Raw genomic sequence first — 19,412 nt, 5'->3', positions numbered from 1 at the left:
TGGACCCTCCGCCCGAAGATATCGAGACATGAGTCGACCTTGTCGGTAAACCGAACTAAATGTTGCCGTGAGAGGGATTAGTCCGAGATGAGCGTTTTCCGATTGTCGACGGATCGCAGCGGATCAGTCAGAACTGAACGGTATAACAACAGTACGTTAAAGCGACCGAAGTGCCTCGATTTACCTGACCGTGCCGTTCCGAGCACTCGCCGACGGGAAGATTGTTACACCTACACAGGTCGACGACCACCAGCCCGTCGAATGTCCTGAGTGCCGAGGTATCCTGTATCCTCGTGATGGCAAGCACCGCGCCCGCCACTTCTTTCACGCCGCTGATGACGCCGCAGAGTCCTGTTCAATGGCGAGCCAGGAGGAATCAGATACCCACGCTCGCTGTACGGCACTGGCGGTCGCTACGCTTGCTGACCAATATCCGAATACAGCACGCGTCGGGGCTGAAATCAAAATTGACGCGACAGGGACGCCGACGACTCCCGAGACTCGACGGGCCGATGCCCTCGTTGAGTTCAATAAGGAAAACCCCTTCTTCGGAGGCGGCCTCATCATCGAGGTTCAACACAAGCACCACAGCAAGGATATCGAAGGGACCACCCACGATTACCTTTCAGCGGGGTACTCAGTTGCGTGGTTGGAGTCTGAGGACATTGGTGACGAGCAGCTGGACTACCAGGTCGTGGATGAGGCGTTCCGAGCCGACGACGGTAGTGCTTTCAGCATCCGCGAGTACGACCCGTGGGAGTTCGACACTCGTGTCGAAGCGAACCTCAACTGGGAGGAGAAATCCCAAGGCTGCCATTTCGTCGAAGAATACGGGAGCCACAATTGGAGCCAGGTCCCAGGATATGCGCATCCGGACAGGTACGAATACGAATATTGCTGGTGGTGCGGATCACGCCGGCGGTACGATCACGAACTCACCAGATTCGTGTACGACTACGAAGGGGTGCTCGCACCAGAGGTCGACATCGAAGTTCTTCGTGACGCTGTTATCCCCTATCCCGATGTTGCGGACAATTTTGACGACTGGAAGAACAGCGACTCATTCGGCCGTGAACGGTCGTTTGAGGGAGCATTAGCAAAGCGTACCGATGTCGCACCGTGTCGCGGACCACACGGCATTCACGAATGGAGGAGGAAGGAAGTCATCGAAAGAAGGTACGACGACCGCGTCGACGTCGCGCTCTGGGAATGCCAGCACTGCCCTGTTCACCTCCTCACAAACCATACCGGGCATGGGGAGACGGAGGCGGCAATTCTGTTCGGAAAAGCTCCAAACCCGGATTGGGGATTGGACCACCTAAACGGAAATCCGCAAAAGTGTAACAACCGATCTCACCACAAACAGGCGGACTGGGACTATTGCCCGGACTGCTTTCAGATAGATCCGTAGAGGCGGTAAAATCGAGAACCTCAAAACAGCCGAATGGACCCCAAAATAGGACTTACGTAGGCTTCTCTACCTGGAGACTCATCGTAATTAGATGCTCTAAGGTCTGGATTGAGTAGACATCTGTAGAACTGGACTGCTCTATTGCCTCTGACATCGGTTCTGCTATAGTTTGTCCGCCTTCTCGTCCCATAATCAGGTTGTAGATGAGGTTCAAAATCACCTTCGACATCTGCTTGCACACCTCACTATTCACATGGTAGAGGTTCAACTCAGCGTCGTAATGTCGGTTCCCCAGCGACTCCGTTTGGAGTCTAAGGGCTGTGTTGAATCGCTGTAAGGCGTAGAGATTCACTGTTTGACGAAGCGCTTGATGTTGTAGACCATACACATCAAGGCAATCTCGCGGAACTCACGGAACCACGACTGCGCTCGCACGGCGAAGCCGAGCGAGCGCTTCACAGCCGAATTCACAGTTTCAGTCATAGAGCGCTGATTGTAGCGGTTATCGTCGATTCTAGCGTTGTGTGCGTGGTCGTACGGTGCGAAGATGCGGTGCTTGATCAGCGGTCTAATCCCGAGATTGCGTAATCCTTCGCGGAGCGATTGCTTGTCGTAGCCCTTATCGGCAGCGAGAGACCGCAGATCGCCCGCGTTCCGGCGGGCGATCTGCTCAGCGAGATCTGCGTCGCTTCCTTCTCGGTTCGTCGAGCAGTGAACGTCAAGGACAGCTTGAGACGCTGTATCGACGAGTTTCGTGACTTTCAGCTTCTGAACGCGGTAGCTGATTCGCTGGCAGTAGTGGCGGCTCGCTGCTGAGCGTTCGTAGAATGTAGCGTCTATCGCGGCGTGTTCGGAGAGATCGTGCAGCTGCGCCGACTGGCGCAGCAGCACTCGACAGACGCTCATACTGATCCGGTCGAACGCCTTACACAACGTGGACGGCACGGGGAGATCGGCCGCATCAAGGCCGATCTCCCCGATTATTTGTGGCATCTCTTTGAGTAGATCGATCGTCATCCGATAGGATGTGTCGAGGTAAATTCGCAGACAGTGGAGGGAAACGAGTGCGTAGTCGGCGAATCCGCCGCCGCCTTCCGGGGCGGCGGATTCGCCTCCATCGCCAGTAACTCTTTGAGCAACCGGCACAACTTCCCCGATGAAGCGGGAGATTTGTGTCATAGGCAACCAAATCTTCCCGCTTCAACGCCTTTGATTTAGCGACCTACCCTGCCGCCGTATGGCGATTCAACACAGCCAGTCTAAGGAAAAAGAAGCCCCATTGGTCCTGCTGTACAGCTTCCATGTCGTCTATTAGATCTTCAACCTCGGTATCCAACTGTCCGAAAAGCCCCTCTTCCCAAAGCCACTCGATATCCGCGATCGTGACTGGTAGAACGCGAAACCCGTGCTTCAAATCATTCAGTAGCGGTCGGAATCCTCGCCAAAAATTGAGGGCGGCATTCGCAGCTGCGATATGTAGGTCGGGATCTTCAACGAAGTCTAATTCATTTGTTTCCTCGTCGTAGACTGCGGAGCACCCTAAGAACTCTCGTGCGATCATCTCCCGGTCTGTTGCCTCTATTTCATCGATAACCTGCTCAAAGTCAATTAGATCCTCCGGCTCCTCCGCTAAGCGGCTGACTGACACCATCTCGCCATTATCAATCTCAACTGTAAGCTCATCAAGAACACTGGCGATATCCCGTGTATAGGTATCCTCTTTCACCATCATCCAGGGCTGCTCTGGATTCCGAGCATTCACCGCGAACAGGTGGGCATATAGATCAGATAATTGAGCTAGAATATAGAGCGAGTCCATCCCGTCGTAGCGATTGTAGGGGTTGAGTTTCTTGATTCGGTTATCCCAGTAGCCAAATGCGAAATTGCGACGCCATAAGTCTGCCAACGGGTTCTCTAAATCGAGTTCTTCCATACTAATCCTCCGAGAGCTACGAGATACAAAGAATGACTGTTTATATAGAAGCTGGTGAATCTTATGACGGAATGTCTGACCTGATCGTCAAAGCAGCTGTAAAGAATGCACTGTCGGAGAACAACGTCTCGGCCGATTTCTACGACGCCCTCAACGAAGAGGTCGCCGAACTGCTCGATGATGCCGCCGAGCGTGCCGAGTCCAACGACCGGAAGACGGTCCAGCCCCGCGATCTGTAGGCCTGCGTAACGCAGCCCACCCCGTCACTCGAACGTAGCTTTTTGAGGTTCCTGCTCAGAAATTAGGAAACGAAATGGCGGACGTACCGGATACCGAACGGCAGGCGGTCGAACCTGATGCGAGAGAGGTCCTTAGCGTGTCCCAGCTAAACGACCGGATCGCGTCGGTCGTCCAGGACACGCCTGCCCTCAACGGCGTCCGCTGTATTGGCGAAGTCACTGACCTCCACCAGAACAGTACGGCGCTCTACTTTACGCTCACCGACGACGACGCCGAGCTCCCCTGTATGCTCTGGGCAAACCGCTATCGGGAGATGGATGCCGACCTCGAAGACGGCAGCGAAGTCATCCTTGAGGGTGATATCGACTACTGGGTCGAAGGTGGGAAAATTGACCTCAAACCGTGGGAGGTCATCGTCGTCGGCGACGGCGACCAGGCGGCGGCCGTCGAGCGATTGCGAAGCGAACTCGAGGAGCGTGGCTGGTTCGACGACGAACAGAAGCAGCGCCCGCCGGCGTTCCCGGAGCGGGTCGGCGTCGTCACGTCCCTCCGAGGGGACGCCCGGTACGACATCCAGAACGCAATTCACGAACAGGAACCGACCGTCGACATCGTGGTGAAGGACGCAACCGTCCAAGGGTCAAACGCGCCGACGTCCATCGCGAACGGCATCCACCATCTCGACCGCTCGGAGGACGTCGACGCGATCATCGTCGGCCGTGGCGGTGGGAGCGATTCGAATCTCCAAGCGTTCAACACCGAGCGGGTCGCGGAGGCGATCTTCACCGCGAACACGCCTATCGTCACGGCAATCGGCCATACTGACGACCGGTTAATCGCGGATCGGGTGGCGGATATGGCCGCGATCACCCCGACAGCCGCCGGCGAGTACATCGTGAAGTCTCGGAATGACTTCCTTGCCAGCGAAATCGGCCCGCTAGAGCAGCAGCTTGACACTGCCTACGAGACCTTCGAACAGGTACACGAACACGAACAGGAGCTGGCTGAAGCCGTCGAGAAGGCACCTGCTGCTGAGGGCCTCCCACCGGTCTACTACAAGGCCGCAATCGTGGTGCTCGTTCTGCTGCTATTACTCATCACCGCACTCTGGCTGGGGGTGATCTAAGGATGGCAAAGGATTCCGACATCCGACGAAGCATGGATCGCGTCGAAGAGATTATCGAGCAGCTCGATACGGACGAGGTATCGCTGGACGACGGCCATGATCTCTACAATGAAGGGCAGGAGTTGCTGTCCGAGATCCGGGAGCGGCTCCAGGAAGGAGACGGGGAGATCACCGAAATCGAGTGACTAGCCCATCAGTCGACGTGAGCCATCAACTTAACCAACATACCGCTGGTTATATTCCATTTTGTTGCTTAACCCTGTGCCAGTTCAGGTTCAGTCTTCAGGCTTAATTACGACCTCCGTCCAATTTGGGCTGTGTAGGACTGAGCCACGATGCTCCACGAGACAGTGCTGATATTTGGTGTCTATCTGGTGGCCTGCGGTATCGCGTGGATTCTCCACGAATCGGCGCATTACGTGGTTCATAGCCTCTACGCGGAATCAGTCACGTTTGGTGTGAATCGCCGCGGACCGTACGTCGACGCCATCTACGACCCCGATGCGCCCACGTTTGCGATTCGGGTTGGATCAGTCGCTCCGACTCTTCTCTATACCCCATTCGTCTTCCTCGGGATTGCTGGGTATCTCTCGATATATTCACTTCCTCAGCTGGACCCAGTTGAATGGTCACTGGTAACTATTCCACTCCTGATTTTGACTTTCCCGACGGGTTCTGACATTCAATCGTGTCTTGAAGCGGCAGACTAGATTTTGTATTCGATTCTATTTTCGTCATATAAATGCTACATTTGCTATCTACTCGAATTAATAGAAATTTCTGGCCCACAATATTTAATAGACTTGGCGCAAGTATGTGGATATATAACATGGCACAAGCAAGTCCCCGCAATAACCGCCCCGAAGCTGACTCGGATGAGCGGTCCTCTGTGTCAGTTGAGGCGTGGCTTGAGGTAGTGAGTAAAGAGCTAGATCCGACTGAGTGTCAGGGTCTCGTCGAACTCGGTATTTATTCGATCCACGACCACAGTAGCGCTCGCACAATTACCCTTCCTAAAGATGCGGAGACATTTCACGACGCAGCGGCAGTGAAACAATTTTATTTTGAAGGTGAGGATTGCCCGTTGCTTATCGTTGTCCCGCTGACGGTCTAGCGTTGTTTTTCTCCCAGTGGCCGATCAGGTACAGTCAGTTTCGTCTCCTTTGTGGTCAGAGTAGAACTAGATAAGATACTGAAATCGAGCAGTATCACTTGTGAACGAATCCAGTTCTTGTTGTAACCACTCGTATTTTTCTTGTGGGATTCGCATATTGATCCGAGCGACATCGTCACTGGTCTCGGCGCTAGTGCCACCAGTATTGGAGGTTGTATTAGTGTCTGCCATTAGGCCGACTTAGGCAACGCGGTCGAATATAGTCCTGTAGAATTGAAACTTCTCTAAAGAACTTGGAGAACTTTGAAGACCTCCAAATTCATTCAAATTTTCTGACTATTTTTTGTCCCCCATGTCGTTACGACAGATGATGTGTACTCAGGGCTGCTCCGGTGGGACGCCGGCTCGTACTGAGGAATCGCCATCCCCAGTCCGTATCATCCACGGCTCAATCGGTCTGATGCTGTTGGCACTTCTCCCGCTGTTCCTGTTTGTGGGAACGGCAGCCGCACAGTCGGATCCGGGGAGCGCATTTTGCGATTCAAACATGGCCGGTACCATCCAGAACATCTTCACCATCATTCAGTTTGGTGGACCGCTTATCGGCGGTGTGTTGGCACTTGGGGCGACAGTCGCGATCCCGTTTGCCCGCCGATCAGACTGGAAGAAGGAGATGAAGTCGGTCCGAAATCAGGGCCTGCTTTGGGGTGTGATCGTCGCGCCGCTTGGCACGGAGATCGTCCAGTTCATCCTGAACAATGTCGTGGTCGGTGGCACGAGCTGTGGATTCTAACTACGCACTTGGGTTCATACTTGTCATGTCCGCGAGCCTCATCGCAATGACAGCTGCTGTTCCAGTGAGCGCTCATCCCCCAAATAGCACCGACCATGGCGTTCCAGAGGAGACCTTTCACAAACTCTGGTCGGGAGATCGAGACAACACGACTGACGGCGCAAATCTGAGTACTAGGTCAGCGGTTGAGCAGCTTGGCAAGGGAACCGATATCCCGTTCGATTCACCGCCCCAAGCCGCAGAGCAATGGAATCGGGGCGACCACCAAGAGTTCCCTTCGACCAACAGATCCGTGTCGATCCACCCGTCAGATTCGAATCTCGACAGCGGACAGTTCATCAAGGAGGCCTACGCTGAGGTGTTCGCCGTCCAGCCCTCCACGCGAGCACGTCTGTCACCGTCCAGACAGCCGCTCTACGTCGCTCCAAACGGGACACTTCGCGGAACTATCGACTATCGAGTGGCAGTACCGCCAGACGACACCTCTGGCGATCGTCGCGTTTACTGGAGTCTCGAGAGCCATCAAGTCGAGGAGACAGTACTGCTCGTCAACGGTAGTGAAGAGACGACGGCTGGTGGCTCGCACACGCCGGCGCTATCGTACTCCCTAGGTAGGTACGCTGGGGAGAAACACCAATTCACGCTCCAAGCGGACATTTCGGTCCGGCTTCGGAAGGAGGTCGAGATCTGTACCACCCACAACGACGACGGCGACTGTACCAGCTGGCAGGGTTCCGTTTCGTATCCCGCTGAGAGTGTTACGGTGACTGATTCCATCGCGATCACGGAGTACGATCTCGAAGTCTCTGGGTTCATCGCCGAATATCCGAACGATGATCTCGGTCTCGTCGTTTATAAGAACCAACCGTGGCTGGGATATCAGCTCCCCAACGGTGATGTCCGAGGAGTCTGGCGGTTCTACTCGACCCGAGACACAGACTGGGATACGCTGGTCTACAGCTCGAACGATGGACAGCGAACTGCCCAGTCACCGCTTCAGCCACTCCAGGTGAACGCCTATCCCATCGAGACGGGTCCGACGCCGTCGCCTCGCCAAAACGTGACGATACTGGACGTGTACGGCACGTCGACGTCGCCACCAACACTCCCGTCAAATATCCACTTAGACGTTCTAACAGATCAGTACACTGCCAGTTACGGTATCGCGACACGGGCTACGACCGACGAGCAACCTGAAACCGTCCGCGCGTGGGGGCTCGTCAGAGGTGTCAGGGCAGAACGGCCAGCAGATGAGTTTGCTCAGATCCAGATCTCCGAGAGCAATCTCACCCTAGAAGTAGTGAATCAGACCGAAAATACCGTCACTGTCCGGGTCACCCTCCAAAACGCGAATACTGGCGCTCCAATCAACACCAACGAACGGGGCGGAGAGATCGTCGTCAACGGACAGCAGGTGAACACGAGCGGCAACGGAACCGTCACAACGACGATTGAACGACCCCCTGGCGGCGTGTCGACGCAATACGAACCCGGTCACTGGTGGCTTAATTCACCCGGCTATGCCAGCGACTCGGACACCGTCCTGCTACAAGGCTCAGTGCTTCGGTTAGTGTCGACGCTGTTCCGAATCGGCGTTCCCGTCTCGCTGTTCCTCCTTGCGGTGTTCCTTATCGACCGCATCACCGGCTGGCGGATTTGGCCCCCATGGAGGTCACTATGATGTCCAGAGACACTTCTACACCCAACGACCGGAAAATAGGACAGTCTATCAGCCGCCGTCGTCTCTTAGCCTGCTCCGGGACCGCTCTCCTGTCCGGCGTCGCCGGGTGTTTGGGGACGAACACCGCCCGCAATGGGACGGAATCTCCGACAGGATCACCGTCACCACCTATTGATTCCGTCTTCGAGGAGATCGAATTTGTGGGACCCAACCTCGTCGTGACTCTAGCTGAAGATCACGACGTCGATCGTCTCAATCTGATCTCTCCAGACGGAGGAACGTTTGAACAAGTAACAGTTACAGAAGGAGTAACGACAGCAGAATTCCAGATTCTCTACAAATCCGGTGGCTCCTACGATACTGGCAACTATGAACTGGTCGCCGTCCGGGGCGAGTCTTCGGATACGATGTCGGTTGAGCTTCGACCGGAGATTAGTGTCGTTGATGTCGAACCAGACGTTGACGTAGACGACCAGAATAGTACCGGGCGGTTGTTCGTCACGGTTGAGAACACCGGCACTGGACCGACATGGGTCTACAATATTGGGTTCCGAAACGCCCCATATTCGAATGCCCCGGAGGTTATCGAAGGTGATGGGGTCGCTGATACGAGATTTGAACGTCCCCAGGACCCACAACAGGAATTCCTTCAGCCCAACACTGAGCAGAGATTCCTGAAGGGGCGTGGGGTCCTGATCATCAGCGATGACGATTCGATTTCGTGTGAGGGAGGGTCTATTGAGCTAACCGTCGTCGTCCAGACACCACATGGCGATATTGAACAGCCGATTCGAGCTGATCTATCCGGCGGGTATCATGTAGATGATCAGGCCGCTGTTCAGCATCCTTGCGAGAATGCTGACATCGAGCTACTGAGTGGAGGGAGTAATAATGCGTAGAGTTCGTCGACAGGTGCTCTCGGCTGTCATCGGATTCGTCGGATTACTTGGTCTCGGACCAGCTTCGGTGGCCGCACAAGGCGACGGGAGTAGCGAGAATGGTGCCCTCGGCGATACCATCGTCGGGGCAATTCAGGAATTACTCCGTGTTCTGTTTAGCCCGATCCGGACGATCATCGAGAATCACGGCGATGCCGTTCTACGAACTGTTGTAGGGACTCCACATCCTGATTCTGTGTTTAATTCCCCCTCAAACGGTGCGTGGCCCCAGATCTATGATTTCTACTGGGAGACGATGATCCCGCTAACTCTCACACTGTATGGACTCTCTATTGGAATTGTAATTTTTTTCGAGGCGACCAGCCACCTGTTTAGCGGATACCATCGTTCGAAGCTGAAAAAGCGGGCCTTCTCGGGGCTGCTTGGAATTCTGTCGTGGTGGTGGATCTCAGCCCTCTCACTTCGACTTATCGACGCTTTAGGGGGGTTCCTTGTCCCCTCTGTCTCCGATATTACGCTCTTCCAGACGCTGTCATTCACCGGGATGGGAGTTCTCGGTACGGTCCTCGCCCTGTCGACGAACCTCATCCTGTTTGTACTGATTGGTCTCATATACCTCGCAAGGCAGCTCGCTCTCTACTTGTTCGTGTTCCTCATGCCGTTGCTTATTGTCTTCTGGATTCCCGGCGTGGGGCCGTTTTCGCTAGTTTCGAAATTTATGAAGAAACTCGCCGGCTTCTACGTCCCATTCCTGTTTATGACGGTGCCAGTCGCACTACTGTTCCGCCTCGGTGATATCCTTGGTACGAGTTTCGGCCTCTCTGCGGGCGAGTTCGGAGCCTGGCTGACGGCGCTCATTATTCCGCTGGCTGCCGTAGCGTCGCCGTTTATCCTCTTCTGGCAGGCAGGAGCCCTATTTTTTATCGCCGGACGGGCAGCTCAACATGTCTCAACCCAGACGGCTCGTGGGCGGCTGTCAGGTGGTCGAGAACGGTTACGGTCAGCGACGCAGGGTGGCAAGAACTTCGTCCGGGGGGTACGCGACGAGCCAGCCGTCAAACCCGGCGGGCAGTATGTTCTGGATTCCAATGACTCGAGAGCGCACACGACCGGCCAACGACTCAATACGACCGGCTCTCGTCTTCGCAACGCGATTACAGACAGCAACGAAGACGGGAGCCAAGGCAAGTCCGGTGGCGGCGGTAGTGGTGCTACCACCAGTACCCGCTCTAGTGGCGATGGCAACAGCGATGACGGGAGCGAAGAGGTCAATCGGGACGACGCCTTCCGTGACCCACAATCCCAGAGCCGGAGCCGAGAATCGAGAGATGACCCTCCCCGGTACATTCAGTAACCCATGAGCTCCGCAACTGATCCCACGAAACGAATTCCGAAGTCGCTTGGTACCGACACCCAGTTCCTCGGGAAGTACTCGCTCACGGACCTCGCAGTCGCAGGTCTTCCAGGCGTCTTGGTGGTCTTAGTGACGCAGGTTGCTATCCCACCGTCACTCACCGTACGCGGGATCCCGGTGTCCGCGCTGACCATCCCAGTCGCAGCGATTGCGATCGCCTTCGGGGGCCTGTTCGTCTACCTCACACCCAGCTACACCAACAGCCTCGACTGGCTCGGGACGTTCGTGGGGTTCCACCGCAGTGAGACGGAGATCGCCCACGAGGAGGCGAAGGAGTACACTCACGTCGAACGAGTGTATCCGCGACACGACGCCATTGAGCGTACTGACCGGGCTCTTGTGGGCGCAATACAGGTGTCACCGCCGACGATGGCGCTCGCCACTGACGAGGAATGGGAACAGAAGACGGAGGCGTTCCAAGACTTCGTCAATACAACTGTCGAGTTCCCGATTCAGATCTATTCCACGACGCAGTCGTTCCCTGCTGACGAGTACGTTGGGCGGTACGAGGACCGATTGAGCGACCCGGACGTCAAATCCAACGAGAAACTCCAAGCGCTCATTGAACACTACGTCGACTGGTACGACCGGGAGCTGGCACAGCGCCAGATGACCATCCGTGACCACTACGTCCTCATTCCGGTTCGTCCCGAGGAAGTTCGGTACGAGCGGGCCAGCCTGCTCGAAAAGCTCGCTGGAATCCCCGTGCTGGGTATCCTTGTCCAGATCGTCACGGCCCCGCCGGAGGAAGAAGAGCGCGCCGCGATGCTCGAGGAACTAGACGAACGGCGTCGGCGAGTCGAGCGAGGCCTCCGCGGTATCGAAGGATGTGACACCCGCCCCGTCGATTCGGACGAACTCACCCGCCTCATCGCGGAGTATTGGATCGGCAAGGAGATCGAGTACGGCAACCCTGAACAGGTGCTTCGCACCTCCCCCGTCATCACCAACTCATGATTCGAAATCTGCTCCCCTTCACGGGCTCGAACAATTCGGAAGCCAACGGCGACGATGAGGCAACCACAGACGAGACGCCTGACGACCAGGATACAGTTGGTGGCGAGTCGCAGTTGACCGTCACCTACGAGAGCGACGGTGAGGCAGTCGACGGCATTCCCGAGATCCACCAGACAGTCGTCTCACCATCCAGCATCGAACGGACGCCCAGCGCTCTCCGGACGGACGATCAATGGGCGCAGAGCCTGTGGGTCGGAGAGTATCCCGATGCGCCGATGGACGGGTTCCTTGAGAAGTTGTACGCCGCTGCCGAGACCCAGCAGACGGACATCAGCATCCATATCGACCCCCGCGACACGCGGGAGACGCTGGATTCGCTGGAGAACAAGATCGAGGATCTCGAAGCCGATTACGAGTACCTGACCGAGAAGCATCGTGCGAGCGCCCGAGGTGTCGAGAAAGATCTGGAAGACCACCAAGAGATGTACGACGTCCTCCGAAACACGACGATGCAGGCGTTCGACATCTCGACGTACCTCACGGTCAGAGGCGACGAGCGCGATAACGTCAACACTGAGTCGGTGTCAACGACTGCCCGACAGGCCCCTGCGAATCTGACGCCGGTGACGCCGCGGTGGTCGCAGCTGAAGACATTCACCTCAGCCAGTCCAATTGCCCTCGATCAGTTCAACGAGACGCTCGACAGCAAGACGCCGATGCTTGGCGGTGCTGTCGGCGCGATGTTCCCGTTCGTTTCTGGTGCGTTTGCTGAACCCGGCATCGAGTATGGAACGTATGCGCTGAATTCGAGCCCGCTCATTCTCGACCGATTCAACCGGCAGACCGGCTACTGTATGATGGTTGTCGGCCGCCTCGGCGCGGGCAAATCGTTCGCAACAAAGCTCCGGCTGGTTCGGCGGGCGATGTTCGACGAGGATACGGTCATTATTATGCTCGACCCGATGCGGGGGTTCGCCGGTGTCAACGAGGCGCTTGATGGCGAGCGGGTGACGGTCGGTGGTCGGCGTGGATTGAACCCGCTGGAGATCAAGCCGACACCCGACCACGTCCTACAGGAGGTCGACGACATCGACCCGTGGGGCGAGCAGATCACCTGGGTCATGACATTCTTCGCGACGTTCTTCGAGCACGTCGCAGACCACCCACTCGGCGAGCGTAACCAGACACTCCGGCGGGCCGTCCAAGAAGCCTACGAGAAGCGCGGCATCATCCGGGATCCTGAGACGCACACACGAGACTCACCGACAATCCACAACGTCATCGAAGTCCTTGAGGAGATGGTCGAAGATCCAGAGGAGTACGGCTACGTCACCGATGGCGAGCAGGAAGCCGTCCAGTCCGATGCGCAGTCGCTGCTCAAAGACCTCCGACCGTCGTTCCGTGAAGGCGGTGAACTCGAGAATCTGGCTCAACCCTCCGAATTCAACCTTGATTCGAAGGTCATCTACCTCGATCTCCATCAGGAAGAGGGCACCCGTGGCCGGGCGGAGACCAGTCTGATGATGCAGGTGCTGTTCAACAGTGTGTACGAGCGGGTCAAGCAGACCGACAAGCGCGTCGTCTTCTGTATCGACGAGGCGCACTACCTGATGAACGACGCCGTCTCGCTGGACTTCCTGGAGACGGCCGTCCGGCACAGCCGCCACTTCGACCTAAGTCTTGAATTCATCACGCAAACGGGAGGTGAGTTCGCGCTGACGCCGGAGGCCCGAACCATCGCGAACCTCTGTTCACTAACTGTTCTTCACCGGGTCAACGAGGAGAAAGAGAAGATCACCAAGTGGTTCGACCTCAGCGAACGGCAGGTGAACTGGGTCACCTCCGCGAAAGCCGGTGAGGACGAGGACGGGTACTCAGAAGCGCTTGTCGGCATCGACCAGGAAGGGTGGTTTCCGCTCCGGATTCGGGCAAGTGATTACGAAGCTCATGTCATCGACGGCGGTGCGGCGGACGTGGTCGACATCGAGCCCGGATCCGGCGCAAGTGTAACGAATCCCGACAGCCCAGCGGCCGGCGCTCGTGCCGACGGCAGGGGTCAAACCAGTACTACCCAACAGGAAGATGAGTGAGAAGTGCCCACCAGACCACGCGGCCACAGATAGTGGCGTCGAGTACATCCGGATCACACCATCGCGGAGTGACCTCGCGCCGGAGACTGTCGTCCGCCAACTGGCCGGCCTCCACGGAATCGACGCCAGCAGTGACGGACTTCTCGAGAGTATCGGTCTCTTCGGTGATCCGCCACCAAGATTCGAGTTCCTCGCGGTGAGCGAGGGAGCAGACGAACGGGTCGAGTTCTATTACGGTGCCGATAGACGAGTAGATGCTCTCGAGGAGCGGCTCCGTACGCTGTACCCACCCACGGTGACGTTCGAGCGGGTAACGCTCGACCTGGAGGCGAAACTGCTCCCGTCACGAGCAGAGCCCGCTCACGGCAGCAATGTCGGTGACGACGACCGCCACGAAACAACTACCACGACAACTGAGGAGTCCAACGGTACCTGTAAACCAGACTCGGAACCCGTGACGTCGCTCGACAGAACAACCCAGGAGCCGGTTGGTGACGGCGGAGGTGCGATCTCAGAGAACGCGCCGCCGCAGGACGACGCCGAGGTACTGTTTGGAACCGAATCGAGTGACGAACCTCTGACGAGTGGTTCCTCCGACTCAGAGCTCGATGACGATCACCAACTGGAGCGTCCCCAACTGAGTGTCGACGACACGATGCCGCTCGGAATCACCTGGCATGGGCGGGCTACCCGTCGCGAGGACTGGATGACGACACTACCTCAGTTCACGAACACAGAAGACGAGGATGACGACCACGCACGGGCCCCGCTCACTTCCCTCATCGACCAACTGACTCGAGCAGAACACCCTATCGCGTTTCAGGTGCTCTTCCAGCGCAAGCCGGACTGGACTCACGAGGCGCGGGAGCGCCAGCGGAAGCTCCGTGAGGGCGAGGATCGGGTCATCGACTGGTTCTTCGGAGAACTCCTCGGAAACACGGAGAATGAACCACAGAGTCCCTCCAACACGGGGCGGCAGCGTCGATATCTCGACATCGGTGGCCGAAAACGAGTCGAGTCGATCGACGAGAAGGAACCCCAGCACACGTTCAGCATGAATATGCGAGCGCTCGCCTTAGTGAGCGGCAACGAGCAGCGCGAGCGTGTCGACCACCGCCTCGACGATATCGGGTCGGTGTTCGACCACCTGAACGGTCCCCACTATCGCCTCCGTCCGAAACGGATGCGTCGTGGACTCCAGAAGGGACGGAGAGCCAAGAAGCACGCCAGCCGAGTATTCAACGCCAAGATGGTAGCGAAGAGCGACTGGCGAAAGAGTCGTCCCGATCTCGTCGTCGGGCCAAGCGAGTTGGCAAATTTCGTTGTCGTTCCGCCAGCGACCGCCCTCACGACCGAAGGCGGACGTGGCTCCGATGCCGAACCAGAGAGTCGGACACCACTCCCACTCCCGTCACAGTACCATATGGAGGCGTTCACGGACCGTGGCATGGCGGTCGGCCATGGTCTCGGCGAGGATGGTACGCCGACAGCCGAGCCGATGCGGATTCCCCCGCATCTGCTCCCCTTCCACGTCGGCCGATTCGCCAAGAGCGGTGCCGGCAAGTCTGTCGCGCTTGGCAACGATGGCCTCTCACTACACGACCAGACGAGCGGGCCCGTGTTCATAATCGACTCCAAGGGCGGGACTTTTCCCGAGAACTACATGCGGGCTCACGCGAAGCGCTTCAGCGTTGAGGACCTCGAGGAAAACGTCCTCCACTTCTCGGTGCCAGATATCCTGCCCGGCTTCGCGTTCTTCGACATCACGCCGGCGCTAGAGGACGGTGTCCGACGCGTCGACGCGATCCAAGACAAGGCCGACCACTACGAGGAACTCATCAAGCTCGTGATGGGCCCCGAGCGGTACGAAGATGCTATCGCCTCGCCTACGCTCATCAAGTATCTCATTAAAACGATGTATGACGAGGAGTACGGCCTCGAAAACGGGCACTTCCGGCAGGATACGAACTATTTCACCCACGACCAGCTCGAACATGCGGTCACCCAGTTCCACGCTGCCGGGCCGCCAGATCCGACACTAGCGGACGCACCGCAATCGAGTAACCCACAGGTCGCCGATAAGCTCAACCGACACCTACGATCGAATCGGACGACGTTCTCGAACGTCGTGAGCGGTATGAGCAACCGGATGGACTACATCACGCAAGACGCCCATCTCCGGCGGATCTTCAACAACACCGAGTCGCAGTTCGACTTCCGCGAACTCCTCGATGAGGATAAGGTGGTTATCTTCGACCTGGGCGACCTTCGTGACGAAGCCGCCCGCGTGATGACCGGCGTCATTCTCACGCAACTGTACGATGCCGTCAAGCGTCGCGACGGCGACGAGTTGGCCCGTAAGCCGGATAACTACGTGGCAAATCTGCTCATCGACGAGGCGTCGTCTGTCGTCGTCTCGGACACGCTGACAACCCTGCTCGAAAAGGGGCGGGAGTTCCGGCTATCCATCGAACTCGTGACGCAGTTCCCCGAGCAGATGAAGGAGGCCGGAAATCGGGAAGTCTATCTGAATGTCCTGAATAACATCGGAAGCCCCCTCGTCGGGAAGATCGCCGTCGACGCCGACATCGCCGAAGCACTCTCGCACGAGGCGATGGATCCAGTCGAGTTCAAGAACCGTATTAGTTCACTCCCGCGGGGCGAGTGGATCGCTCAGCTCCCGAGCCCGCAATTCGGCGAAACGGGGCCCGACCCATTCAGTATCGAGCCGCTCCCGATTCCGCCTGGTCATCCCGACAGCGACCGGCCGCTGACAGAGGTAGAAGAAGAACAGTTCCAGGACGCGCTGGAGACGGTCCACGAGCATACCCGCGAGGAGTATGGTGTCGCCGGCGGGACGACTGTCGAGAGTCGTGACGCGGCGACTGATGTCGCCTTGGAGAACGCTGACGAACTGCCGCTCGAAGTGGCGATGGCCCGTGCGATCCGTACCGTCCAGCTGTCCAACGAGATCCGCGAGACGAACGGCTGGGTATCGGTTGAGGCTGTCGACGAGGAACTCCTCTCCCGCATCGACGAGAGTACCATCGAGGCGCAAGGCTACGAAGCACTCCCGGATGTGCGGGAGGCATCCTCGCTAATCGAGGTGGACCTTCCAGATGGGGCGTCGGCAGTCCAGTGTCGGCTCACAGACGAGGGCGAACAGGCGGCGCAGGCAGATACGTCGACGTCGCCAACTGGGGGTGGAGAAGCCCACGACGCAGCCCTCGCAACGGTTGAACGATCCCTCGTCACAGCCGGGTTCTCCGTGGAAGTGCTGGATCAGAATGGAGACGCTCGCCCCGACGCCGTCGCGACCCATTCAGACCTCGACACCGAGGTCCAGATCGAGGTCGAGACCACGACCCACGTCCGACCCGCGAAAGTCCTCGCGAACCTCCGGAAGGCCCAAGAACACGACCGGGTCCCGCTGTTCGTCGTCGCAGACCACGACGGCCAGCCTCCAACCGATATCGCGAATCGCCTCGCGAAGATCCTTCAGGAGCCGCGGAACTCCCTCACATCGGGCGAGATGCGGCTGTATACAACGAACTACAACGTCACATTCAATGGTGGAGCCAGAGCAGCGGACGGCGTGACTGCTGTCCGTCCCGCGAGCGACGACAGTCGCCATACACGTTGGTTCGAGCGTGACGGTGCTCTCGTCCTCGAGGACGGCTCGGGCGACCAGCACGCACGGGTCGACTCTTTCGAGAGCGTGTCGAAAGATCAGTTCCCGGCGACGTACAGTTACGATGCCGAGAGCGAGAAGTATACCGTTTTCAGACCTGGTGAGCTTCCCGAGACCTACGACTCACGGGAGGCATTCGAAGCGGACTGGGTGCCTGTCAAGCGCCCGTTCGTGCCCCGTACTGACCTTCCTGTCCCGGACTACACAGAGAGCTCGTTCGCTATCGGTATCCTCACCGACGACAAAGAACCGGCCCTCCAGCTGTGCGCGCCAGAATCGGAGACGACCACGGATCTCTCCACGCTCAAAGAGGCAATCGATGCTGGGGAGCTTCATCCGGCTGGCGTGGAGCCGAGCCAAGAGACTGACGAGGAGTCAGTCGCGCAGGGTGACCAAGAGGACGACCCGTACGGCATCGGTGCGTTCGGTCGCGAACACATCATCGAATCCAACGACGGGTTCGTCGCAGTCGCCGACGTCTACGACGCCTACGAGCAGTTCGCGGAAGCAGAGGACTACGACGTGAAACCAAAAAATCGGTTCACGCAAGCGTTCCGCGACTGGGTCAAGTTCGAGCGCGATAAGAAATGGCTGGACGGACAGACGCGGCGCTGTTATGTCGGAATCGAGCTTCGCGACGCCGGCGACCAGAGGGAAGCAGGTGATGCCAGTGAGTAGTCGTTTCACTCCCGCTCAGGAGGTACAGGAGTTCACGAGATGACGCTATCCGAGTCAGCCATCCGCGAACACTACCGGCACGCCGAACCGGTCTACGAGGCGCTGGCGACCGTCAGCGACTATCCGACCATCGGCCTGAACGACTTCGTCGGGTGGTACATCAAGCGCGACCACGACGACGTCGAGGCCATCAAGGCGGGGTATCCGCAGCGCGGGCGGGTCGCCCGCCTCGATTGGGATTACGACGAGATCCACGACCGCTTGGAACGGACGCTCTACGCCGTCACCACCTACAAGACACCAGCTGCCTTCCAGCGGTGGGAGCCCTGTCGGTACGACAAGTCCGAGGGGACGACCGTCTGGCAAGATGAGCCCCCGACTCCCGGCTATGTCGATCTCCGAGCGGTGCCCGCGTGGGGGGACATCGACCTCGCCGACGATATCAAGCCCCAGCGTGGCGATCTTGATGCCCAGACCCGAGAGCTATTCGAGCGAACACTCGACGCCTACATCGACGTGTACGCGACGCTCTACGGCACCCGTGACGCGGTGTATGCGCTGGATTCCGTCGGAGGCGCGTACGTCTTCGGAGCACCGGAGGCCACGCTCCCGATTGCGGATCATTTCAGCGACGACCCGGACGCGCTGGAGCGGGTGTTCGACGAGTTCCTCGACCGCTCGAACACGTGGCTCCAAGAGGCAGAGACACGGGTGAACGAGCGCATCGACAGTGCCGGGGATGTCATCCAGCCCGATTGGGTGAACAACAAGAACCGCCAGTACAAGCCGCCGCTCTCGATCCACGCCGACCACGACGCCGTCGTCACCCCTATCTCGACCGACGACGTCAGATACGAACTCCGTCCCTTCGAGACCGTCGACGATACCCTCATCGAGCAGGCGGTCAGCTGGGCCGACGACCTCACACGGGTCGAGCATACGGAGTGTGTCGACTCGCTGGTCGCGACGCTCTGGCCGGATCTCTACGAGGAGCACGGCGGGTGGCAGGCCACGTTGCAGGCGTGGGTCGATACGGAGCGTGAACGGGAACAGGAGCGGCAGCAGCGCCGCGAGGCAGCTCTCCAGCGACGCCAAGAGCGATTAGAAGAACTCGATGGTGCCCTAGAAGGGCGGCCCATTACCCCATTCAAAGAAGACGTCTACGAGGCCGTCGAGAACATCGACATCACCGAAATTGCCCGCCACTACGCGAGCGATGCCTACGATACGGATTCAAATCAGCCGCGTCCGCAGTTCGACCCATGCTGGCGGCACAGCGAGAGCGGGCAGTCCTGTTTCGTCGACGAACAGGCCAACACCTTCGGAGATTCAAAAGTTAACGCTGGCGGCGGGCCAGCAAAACTGATGGCTCTCGGGACAGGAAT

At 57.9% G+C, this 19,412-nt stretch carries 16 protein-coding genes; 14 read left to right on the top strand and 2 right to left on the bottom strand.

The annotated features are described in order from the left end of the window. The first annotated feature begins 190 nt into the window (after positions 1-190). Complete coding sequence (locus BN903_RS06265; RefSeq protein ID WP_048076912.1) at positions 191-1,411, top strand: competence protein CoiA; 1,221 nt, start codon at positions 191-193, stop codon at positions 1,409-1,411. Between the two features lie 348 nt (positions 1,412-1,759). On the opposite strand, the gene BN903_RS06255 is transcribed toward BN903_RS06265, so the two are convergent. Beyond that, the gene (locus tag BN903_RS06255; protein ID WP_048076910.1) at positions 1,760-2,590 is read right to left on the bottom strand and encodes an IS5 family transposase; all 831 of its coding nucleotides are present in this window, start codon (positions 2,588-2,590) and stop codon (positions 1,760-1,762) included. Between the two features lie 43 nt (positions 2,591-2,633). Beyond that, positions 2,634-3,344, bottom strand: coding sequence for a hypothetical protein (locus BN903_RS06250; RefSeq protein ID WP_048076909.1), 711 nt, complete (start codon positions 3,342-3,344; stop codon positions 2,634-2,636). Positions 3,345-3,415: 71 nt separating this feature from the next. On the opposite strand from BN903_RS06250, the gene BN903_RS06245 reads away from it, so the two are divergent. The 13 genes from BN903_RS06245 to BN903_RS06190 all read left to right on the top strand — a co-directional run. Continuing rightward, on the top strand, positions 3,416-3,583 hold the full coding sequence (locus BN903_RS06245; protein ID WP_048076908.1) for a DNA-binding protein: 168 nt from the start codon (positions 3,416-3,418) through the stop codon (positions 3,581-3,583). A gap of 74 nt (positions 3,584-3,657) precedes the next feature. Then, positions 3,658-4,710, top strand: coding sequence for an exodeoxyribonuclease VII large subunit (gene xseA, locus BN903_RS06240; protein ID WP_048076907.1), 1,053 nt, complete (start codon positions 3,658-3,660; stop codon positions 4,708-4,710). Between the two features lie 2 nt (positions 4,711-4,712). After that, complete coding sequence (gene xseB, locus BN903_RS06235; RefSeq protein ID WP_048076906.1) at positions 4,713-4,895, top strand: exodeoxyribonuclease VII small subunit; 183 nt, start codon at positions 4,713-4,715, stop codon at positions 4,893-4,895. A 150-nt stretch (positions 4,896-5,045) separates the two neighbouring features. Continuing rightward, complete coding sequence (locus BN903_RS06230; protein ID WP_048076905.1) at positions 5,046-5,420, top strand: hypothetical protein; 375 nt, start codon at positions 5,046-5,048, stop codon at positions 5,418-5,420. A gap of 119 nt (positions 5,421-5,539) precedes the next feature. Next, complete coding sequence (locus BN903_RS17275; RefSeq protein WP_079890595.1) at positions 5,540-5,824, top strand: hypothetical protein; 285 nt, start codon at positions 5,540-5,542, stop codon at positions 5,822-5,824. Positions 5,825-6,194: 370 nt separating this feature from the next. After that, positions 6,195-6,617, top strand: coding sequence for a hypothetical protein (locus BN903_RS06225; RefSeq protein WP_048076955.1), 423 nt, complete (start codon positions 6,195-6,197; stop codon positions 6,615-6,617). After that, complete coding sequence (locus BN903_RS06220) at positions 6,607-8,298, top strand: hypothetical protein (RefSeq protein WP_228841035.1); 1,692 nt, start codon at positions 6,607-6,609, stop codon at positions 8,296-8,298. The genes BN903_RS06225 and BN903_RS06220 overlap by 11 nt, the downstream gene beginning before the upstream one ends. Then, positions 8,295-9,197 carry a hypothetical protein gene (locus tag BN903_RS06215; protein ID WP_228841034.1) on the top strand — a complete coding sequence of 301 codons (903 nt, stop codon included), beginning with the start codon at positions 8,295-8,297 and terminating at the stop codon, positions 9,195-9,197. Before BN903_RS06220 ends, BN903_RS06215 begins: the two co-directional genes overlap by 4 nt. Next, positions 9,190-10,551 (top strand): hypothetical protein, encoded by a 1,362-nt coding sequence (locus BN903_RS06210; RefSeq protein ID WP_048076903.1) that lies wholly within the window; start codon positions 9,190-9,192, stop codon positions 10,549-10,551. Before BN903_RS06215 ends, BN903_RS06210 begins: the two co-directional genes overlap by 8 nt. 3 nt (positions 10,552-10,554) lie before the next feature. Further along, a complete protein-coding gene (locus BN903_RS06205) occupies positions 10,555-11,568 on the top strand; it encodes a hypothetical protein (protein ID WP_048076902.1) in 1,014 nt (337 codons plus the stop codon). Beyond that, entirely contained in the window at positions 11,565-13,658 is a 2,094-nt protein-coding gene (locus BN903_RS06200) for a VirB4 family type IV secretion system protein (RefSeq protein WP_048076901.1), read from the top strand. Before BN903_RS06205 ends, BN903_RS06200 begins: the two co-directional genes overlap by 4 nt. After that, positions 13,651-18,027 carry a type IV secretory system conjugative DNA transfer family protein gene (locus tag BN903_RS06195; RefSeq protein ID WP_048076900.1) on the top strand — a complete coding sequence of 1,459 codons (4,377 nt, stop codon included), beginning with the start codon at positions 13,651-13,653 and terminating at the stop codon, positions 18,025-18,027. Before BN903_RS06200 ends, BN903_RS06195 begins: the two co-directional genes overlap by 8 nt. Before the next feature lie 39 nt (positions 18,028-18,066). Next, positions 18,067-19,412, top strand: a 1,346-nt coding sequence (locus BN903_RS06190; protein WP_048076899.1) for a hypothetical protein, incomplete at its 3' end; no start/stop codon positions are given.

The organism is Halorubrum sp. AJ67, assembly GCF_000513435.1.
This window is presented reverse-complemented; position numbering and strand designations above follow the sequence as displayed.

Bases quoted from the DNA above. Each gene is read 5' to 3' on its own strand.
- BN903_RS06230 (WP_048076905.1), top strand. From the start codon at position 5,046: ATGCTCCACGAGACAGTGCTGATATTTGGTGTCTATCTGGTGGCCTGC.
- BN903_RS06195 (WP_048076900.1), top strand. From the start codon at position 13,651: ATGAGTGAGAAGTGCCCACCAGACCACGCGGCCACAGATAGTGGCGTC.
- BN903_RS06245 (WP_048076908.1), top strand. From the start codon at position 3,416: ATGTCTGACCTGATCGTCAAAGCAGCTGTAAAGAATGCACTGTCGGAG.
- BN903_RS06200 (WP_048076901.1), top strand. From the start codon at position 11,565: ATGATTCGAAATCTGCTCCCCTTCACGGGCTCGAACAATTCGGAAGCC.
- BN903_RS06215 (WP_228841034.1), top strand. From the start codon at position 8,295: ATGATGTCCAGAGACACTTCTACACCCAACGACCGGAAAATAGGACAG.
- BN903_RS06210 (WP_048076903.1), top strand. From the start codon at position 9,190: ATGCGTAGAGTTCGTCGACAGGTGCTCTCGGCTGTCATCGGATTCGTC.
- xseB (WP_048076906.1), top strand. From the start codon at position 4,713: ATGGCAAAGGATTCCGACATCCGACGAAGCATGGATCGCGTCGAAGAG.
- BN903_RS06250 (WP_048076909.1), bottom strand. From the start codon at position 3,344: ATGGAAGAACTCGATTTAGAGAACCCGTTGGCAGACTTATGGCGTCGC.
- xseA (WP_048076907.1), top strand. From the start codon at position 3,658: ATGGCGGACGTACCGGATACCGAACGGCAGGCGGTCGAACCTGATGCG.
- BN903_RS06205 (WP_048076902.1), top strand. From the start codon at position 10,555: ATGAGCTCCGCAACTGATCCCACGAAACGAATTCCGAAGTCGCTTGGT.
- BN903_RS17275 (WP_079890595.1), top strand. From the start codon at position 5,540: ATGGCACAAGCAAGTCCCCGCAATAACCGCCCCGAAGCTGACTCGGAT.
- BN903_RS06255 (WP_048076910.1), bottom strand. From the start codon at position 2,590: ATGACACAAATCTCCCGCTTCATCGGGGAAGTTGTGCCGGTTGCTCAA.
- BN903_RS06225 (WP_048076955.1), top strand. From the start codon at position 6,195: ATGTGTACTCAGGGCTGCTCCGGTGGGACGCCGGCTCGTACTGAGGAA.